The sequence below is a fragment of the uncultured Sphingomonas sp. genome (assembly GCF_946477935.1).
Taxonomy (GTDB): domain Bacteria; phylum Pseudomonadota; class Alphaproteobacteria; order Sphingomonadales; family Sphingomonadaceae; genus Sphingomonas.
The window spans coordinates 1-5,426 of record NZ_CAMLAC010000240.1; the positions used below are offsets into that span (position 1 = coordinate 1).

The 5,426-nt window shown below is 66.8% G+C and carries 6 protein-coding genes; 5 read left to right on the forward strand and 1 reads right to left on the reverse strand.

All coding sequences use genetic code 11. The features are described from left to right. Window positions 1–172: 172 nt before the first annotated feature. Window positions 173–355: a CsbD family protein gene (locus Q0U08_RS17440; RefSeq protein WP_112382359.1), complete on the forward strand. Its 183-nt coding sequence runs from the start codon at window positions 173–175 to the stop codon at window positions 353–355. A gap of 253 nt (window positions 356–608) precedes the next feature. Continuing rightward, window positions 609–1,307: an EAL domain-containing protein gene (locus Q0U08_RS17445; protein WP_298092904.1), complete on the forward strand. Its 699-nt coding sequence runs from the start codon at window positions 609–611 to the stop codon at window positions 1,305–1,307. On the opposite strand, the gene Q0U08_RS17450 is transcribed toward Q0U08_RS17445, so the two are convergent. After that, complete coding sequence (locus Q0U08_RS17450; RefSeq protein WP_298092901.1) at window positions 1,308–2,951, reverse strand: thiamine pyrophosphate-binding protein; 1,644 nt, start codon at window positions 2,949–2,951, stop codon at window positions 1,308–1,310. It lies immediately after the preceding gene. A gap of 111 nt (window positions 2,952–3,062) precedes the next feature. Here Q0U08_RS17450 and Q0U08_RS17455 point away from each other — a divergent pair, with 111 nt between their 5' ends. The 3 genes from Q0U08_RS17455 to Q0U08_RS17465 all read left to right on the forward strand — a co-directional run bounded on the left by Q0U08_RS17455 (window position 3,063) and on the right by Q0U08_RS17465 (window position 5,375). Next, entirely contained in the window at window positions 3,063–3,770 is a 708-nt protein-coding gene (locus Q0U08_RS17455; RefSeq protein WP_298092902.1) for a CoA transferase subunit A, read from the forward strand. Window positions 3,771–3,910: 140 nt separating this feature from the next. Beyond that, window positions 3,911–4,726 carry an HAD family acid phosphatase gene (locus tag Q0U08_RS17460; RefSeq protein ID WP_298092905.1) on the forward strand — a complete coding sequence of 272 codons (816 nt, stop codon included), beginning with the start codon at window positions 3,911–3,913 and terminating at the stop codon, window positions 4,724–4,726. 1 nt (window position 4,727) lies between these two features. Continuing rightward, the gene (locus Q0U08_RS17465; RefSeq protein WP_298092903.1) at window positions 4,728–5,375 is read left to right on the forward strand and encodes a 3-oxoacid CoA-transferase subunit B; all 648 of its coding nucleotides are present in this window, start codon (window positions 4,728–4,730) and stop codon (window positions 5,373–5,375) included. The last annotated feature ends 51 nt before the right edge of the window (window positions 5,376–5,426 follow it).

Below are 5,426 nucleotides of genomic sequence, written 5' to 3' on the forward strand. Positions count from 1 at the left end.
CGCCTGTCCTACCGCGCGGGGCGGATGGGCCAGCGGCGCTATGCCGATCCGTCCAGCCCGCTTGCCGGCCTGATCTGAATCAAGCCGTCACGGAACCGTATCGAGGGCGATCCGTTTTCCTGTCACAAGTTTCGCGGCGCCATTCCGGTGCCGCCACATAATGGAGGCAGGAATGGGCGAGCTGACCGACAAGATCAAGGGCAACATCAACGAAGCCGTCGGCAAGGTCAAGGAAGCGATCGGCGACCACCAGAACAACCCGGAACTGAAGGCCGAGGGCCAGGGCCAGCAGGTCGAAGGTAAGGGCGAGCAGTTCAAGGGCAAGGTCAAGGGCGCGCTTGGCGACGACATCTGACCTGGATCTGATCCACAGGTCTTGAACAGTTGGTGAGGCGGCCGTCCCGGATATGCCGGGGCGGCTGTTTTCTTATGCGCGAAAACAAGCGAGGTGGGCGGGATCGCGCCGCCACCCAATGCCAGCCACCGGACAGGCCGATGTTAACCATTGCATGATACCGGGTGGGACCATGAATATGTCCCACAACTTCGACCGGGCTCGGGCCTGTGTCGCCTGCCGATCCAGTGACACGCATGACTTTGCGCTGTCGATGGCGTTTCAGCCGATCGTGGACATGCGCGATGGGCGGGTGTGGGCCTATGAGGCGCTGGTCCGGGGTCGCGATGGCGAGGGCGCGGGCGAAGTGCTGGGGCGGGTAACCGATGCGAACCGCTACGCCTTCGATCAGCAATGCCGGGTGGCGGCAATCGAGCGGTCGGTGGCCGCAGGCCTACTGGCGGATGGCGCGAGGCTGTCGATCAATTTTCTGCCCAATGCGGTCTATTCGCCCAAGGCGTGCATCCAGTTGACCCTGAAGACCGCGGCGGCGAACCACCTGCCGATCGACCGGCTGATGTTCGAATTCACCGAGACGGAGCGCATGGCCGATGCCGCGCATGTGCAGGACATCATCGATACCTATCAGGCGATGGGCTTCGTAACCGCGCTGGACGATTTCGGTGCGGGGCATGCCGGGCTGGGCTTGCTCGCCCGCTTCCGGCCAGATTTCATCAAGCTGGACATGGAGTTGCTGCGCGGCATCGACGGCAGCGCGACGCGGCGGATGATCGTGGAGGCGATGGTGGGGCTTTGCGCCAAGCTGGGCGTGACGGTGATCGCCGAGGGCATCGAAACCCGCGGCGAGCTGGATGCGGTGCGCTCGCTGGGGATCGATCTGGTGCAGGGCTATCTGCTGGCGCGGCCGGCGTTCGAGGCGTTGCCGGCCGTCACCTGGCCGGTCGACGCCTGATCAGGCGCGACGAATGGTGGCCAGCGTGGCGGCGGGGGTGATCGTCTCCACGTCGGTCTTGCAATGAAGCAGGCGGACGCCCCGCTCCCGTTGTGCACGGGCCAGCGCGGGGGCAAAATCCTCCGTCCGCTCCACTGTTTCCGCCCAGCAGCCATAGGCACGGGCAAGCGCGGCGAAATCCGGATTGGCCAGGCGCGTGGCCGCAACCCGGCCGGGATATTCGCGCTCTTGATGCATGCGGATCGTGCCATAGGCGCCGTTGTCGACGACGATGACCAGCATCCGTGCATCGTGCTGGACCGCGGTGGCGAGTTCCTGCCCGTTCATCAGAAAGCAGCCGTCGCCGGCAAGAGCCACCACCATGCGATCGGGGTGACGCAAGGACGCTGCGACGGCAGCGGGCACGCCATAGCCCATCGCGCCGGCGGTGGGGGCGAGTTGCGTGCCGGGGCCGCCATAGGGCCAGTAGCGATGCCACCAGCCGGAATAGTTGCCGGCGCCGTTGCAGATGATCGCATCGGCCGGCAGCGCATCGCGCATGGCGGCGACGCAGGGGCCGAGATCCATGGTGACACCGTCGCGCGGGGCCGGCGTGGACCAGCGACGCCATTCGGCATGCGCCTCTGCGGCGGCGGGCGAGGGCGTGTTCGGCGGCTCGGCCGCGGCGAGCGCGTCGGCAAACTCCCACATGCCCGCGCAAATCGCGATATCGGCGCGGTAGGCGCTGTTCAGCTCGACCGGATCGGGATGGACATGGATCAGCGTCTGGCCGGGATGATCGGGGGTGACGAGGCTGTAGCCGTCAGTGGTCGCCTCTCCGAGCCGGGGGCCGACGACGAGAAGCAGGTCGGCAGCGCGGACACGTTCGACCAGACGGGGGTTCGGTCCGTAGCCGAGATTGCCGGCCCAGACGGGATGCGTGTTGCCGATCGCGTCCTGCCGACGGAACGCGGAAGCCACGGGCAGACCCCAGGAGCGGGCGAACCCCCCAAAGGCTGCACTGGCCGCACGATCCCAACCCGCGCCGCCGACGATGGCAAGCGGATTGCGGGCAGCGCGCAGGCGATCCAGCACGGGGGCGACGGAGGGTGGAAACTGGTCACAACGCTCCACGCGCGGCCGGTCAACGGCGTCGACCATGTCGCACAGCATGTCTTCGGGCAGGGCGAGGACCACCGGGCCGGGGCGGCCGTTCATCGCGGTCGCATAGGCACGCGCGACATATTCCGGGATGCGGCGCGCGTCGTCGATGCGCGCGGCCCATTTGGCGACGGGCGCGAACATCGCCTGAAAGTCGATCTCTTGAAACGCCTCGCGGTCGCGGGTGCCGCGATCGACATCGCCGATGAACAGGATCATCGGTTGTGAATCCTGCCGCGCGACATGGACGCCGATCGATGCGTTGGTAGCACCCGGCCCGCGGGTGACGAAGGCGATGCCCGGCCGGCCGGTGAGCGTACCATCAGCGCAGGCCATGAAGGTCACGCCGCCCTCCTGCCGGCAGGTGACGAGATCGATCGTGGGTGTGTCGTGCAGCGCGTCCAGCACGGCGAGAAAGCTCTCGCCCGGCACCGTAAAGATGCGGTCGCATCCTTGCGCCAGAAGCGAGTCGACAAGGATGCGGCCACCGGTACGTTGCGTCATGACGGACAGCGTAGCGTGGGAAACGCGGTGCTGCCAAGCGACAGGACCAGGCGACGGGTTGACCCGGATTAGGCCCGCCGCCTAACGCGGACACAAACGAGAGGGACCAGCATGCGCAAACTCTATCCCGATGCGGCCGCCGCGCTCGACGGATTGCTGTTCGACGGCATGACGATCTGCGCGGGCGGGTTCGGCCTGTGCGGCATTCCGGAACGGCTGATCGACGCCATCCAGGCGGCGGGCACGACCGGGCTGACCATCGCCAGCAACAATGCAGGCATCGATGGCGAGGGGCTGGGCAAGCTGCTGCGCACACGCCAGGTCAAGAAGATGATCTCCAGCTATGTCGGCGAGAACAAGGAGTTCGAGCGGCAGTATCTTTCGGGCGAATTGGAGGTGGAATTCTGTCCGCAGGGCACGCTGGCCGAGCGCTGCCGGGCGGGGGGCGCGGGCATCCCCGGCTTCTACACCAAGACGGGCGTCGGCACGCTGGTGGCCGAGGGCAAGGACGTGAAAAGCTTCGACGGCGAGGATTACATCCTGGAGCGCGGCATTCGCGCCGACCTGTCGATCATCAAGGGATGGAAGGCGGACGAGGCAGGCAACCTGATCTTCCGGAAGACCGCGCGCAACTTCAACCAGCCGATGGCGACCGCGGGCAAGATCTGTGTCGCCGAGGTGGAGGAAGTGGTGCCGGTGGGGACGCTGGACCCGGACCAGGTGCATCTGCCGGGCATCTATGTGAAGCGGATGATCGTCGGCAGCCCGTACGACAAGAAGATCGAGTTCCGCACGGTGCGCGAGCGGCCAGCGGCGTGAGGCGCCTGAGCGTTACGTGTGCGACCATGGCGGCGATCCTGCTTGCCGGGTGTGCGTCCAGGCGTGCCGAGCCGGTGGTGGCGATGCCCAGGCCCGGACAGACCTATCAGGCAAATGGGCAGACGGTGACGATCACCGGCATGACCGCGCTGCCTTCGCCGGGCGGTCCGGTTGTGGTGGCATCGGCGGGCGCGCCGGCGCAGTTCCAGTATCTCTACGGCTCGGGCGAGGGCGCCGCGATCAGCGTGCAGGCGTGGAACGATCTGGTCCGCTACGTCCGCGATACGGTAAAGGCCCGGCCGGCGGACAGCGTGGTGCTGGCGCCGGGCGCGACGCTGGCGGCACCGCGCTATGTCGGCTGCGGGGCCAAGCCCTATGCCGCGGTGTTCGATGTCGACGAAACGGTGCTGCTGAACCTGGGCTTCGAATATGACGCGGTGGGCGGCCGTGCGTTCGACCAGAAGCGCTGGGATGCGTGGGAGCGGACGGGCGTGACCCAGGTGGCGGCGGTGCCGGGTGCGAAGATGGGGCTGGACGCACTGCGTGCGATGGGTGTGACGGTGGTGTTCAACACCAATCGTGCCGTGGGCAATGCCGCGCAGACGAAGGCGGCGATCGAGGGCGTGGGGCTGGGACCGGCGCGGCATGGCGAGACGCTGTTCCTGGCGGGTGACGATGCCGGTGGGTCGAAGAAGGATGGGCGCCGCGCGACCATTGCCGCACGCTACTGCGTGATCGCAATGGGCGGCGACCAGCTCACCGACTTTTCCGACTTGTTCAACGCCGGGCTTACCCCCACGCAGCGCCGTGCGGCGGTGATGGCGGCGCCAATCGCGGGACGCTGGGGCGCCGGATGGTTCGTGTTGCCCAACCCCGTCTATGGCTCAGCCCTGAAGGGCGGCGTCGACGATATCTTTCCGCCAGCGGTTCGCTGGACACCCGCAGGGGAGCAATGACATGGCATGGGATCGCAACCAGATGGCCGCACGCGCGGCCCGGGAACTGCGCGACGGCTTCTACGTCAACCTGGGCATCGGCATTCCGACGCTGGTCGCCAACCACATTCCCCACGGGGTCGAGGTGACGCTGCAGTCCGAGAACGGCATGCTGGGCATCGGGCCGTTCCCGTATGACGATGCGGTCGACCCCGACCTGATCAACGCCGGCAAGCAGACGATCAGTGAACTCCCCCAAAGCGCCTATTTCGGGTCGGAGCAGAGCTTCGCGATGATTCGCGGCGGGCATATCGACCTGACCGTGCTGGGCGCGATGGAGGTCGCGGAAAATGGCGACATCGCCAACTGGATGATCCCGGGCAAGATGATCAAGGGGATGGGCGGCGCCATGGACCTGGTGGCCGGCGTCAAGAAGATCATCGTGGTGATGGAGCATGTCGCCAAGGATGGCAGCGCGAAGTTCATCCCCGCCTGCACCCTGCCGCTGACCGGGCGCAATGTGGTGGACATGATCGTCACGGATCTGGCGGTGTTCCAGCGGCCCGACCATGATAGCGCTTTCCGGTTGATCGAGCTGGCGCCGGGCGTGACGCAGGAGGAGGTCGCGGCGAAGACCACGGCTGCCTATGAGGTGGCGATTCCGGCCTGAAGGCGATGGGGGCGGGCTGCAACCCGGGCGGGCGTTTCGGCAACATACTTG

What these genes read in the sequence shown, in the direction of transcription:
- Q0U08_RS17440 (WP_112382359.1), top strand. Translation starts at nt 173, where the DNA reads ATGGGCGAGCTGACCGACAAGATCAAGGGCAACATCAACGAAGCCGTC.
- Q0U08_RS17445 (WP_298092904.1), top strand. Translation starts at nt 609, where the DNA reads ATGGCGTTTCAGCCGATCGTGGACATGCGCGATGGGCGGGTGTGGGCC.
- Q0U08_RS17450 (WP_298092901.1), bottom strand. Translation starts at nt 2,951, where the DNA reads ATGACGCAACGTACCGGTGGCCGCATCCTTGTCGACTCGCTTCTGGCG.
- Q0U08_RS17455 (WP_298092902.1), top strand. Translation starts at nt 3,063, where the DNA reads ATGCGCAAACTCTATCCCGATGCGGCCGCCGCGCTCGACGGATTGCTG.
- Q0U08_RS17460 (WP_298092905.1), top strand. Translation starts at nt 3,911, where the DNA reads ATGACCGCGCTGCCTTCGCCGGGCGGTCCGGTTGTGGTGGCATCGGCG.
- Q0U08_RS17465 (WP_298092903.1), top strand. Translation starts at nt 4,728, where the DNA reads ATGGCATGGGATCGCAACCAGATGGCCGCACGCGCGGCCCGGGAACTG.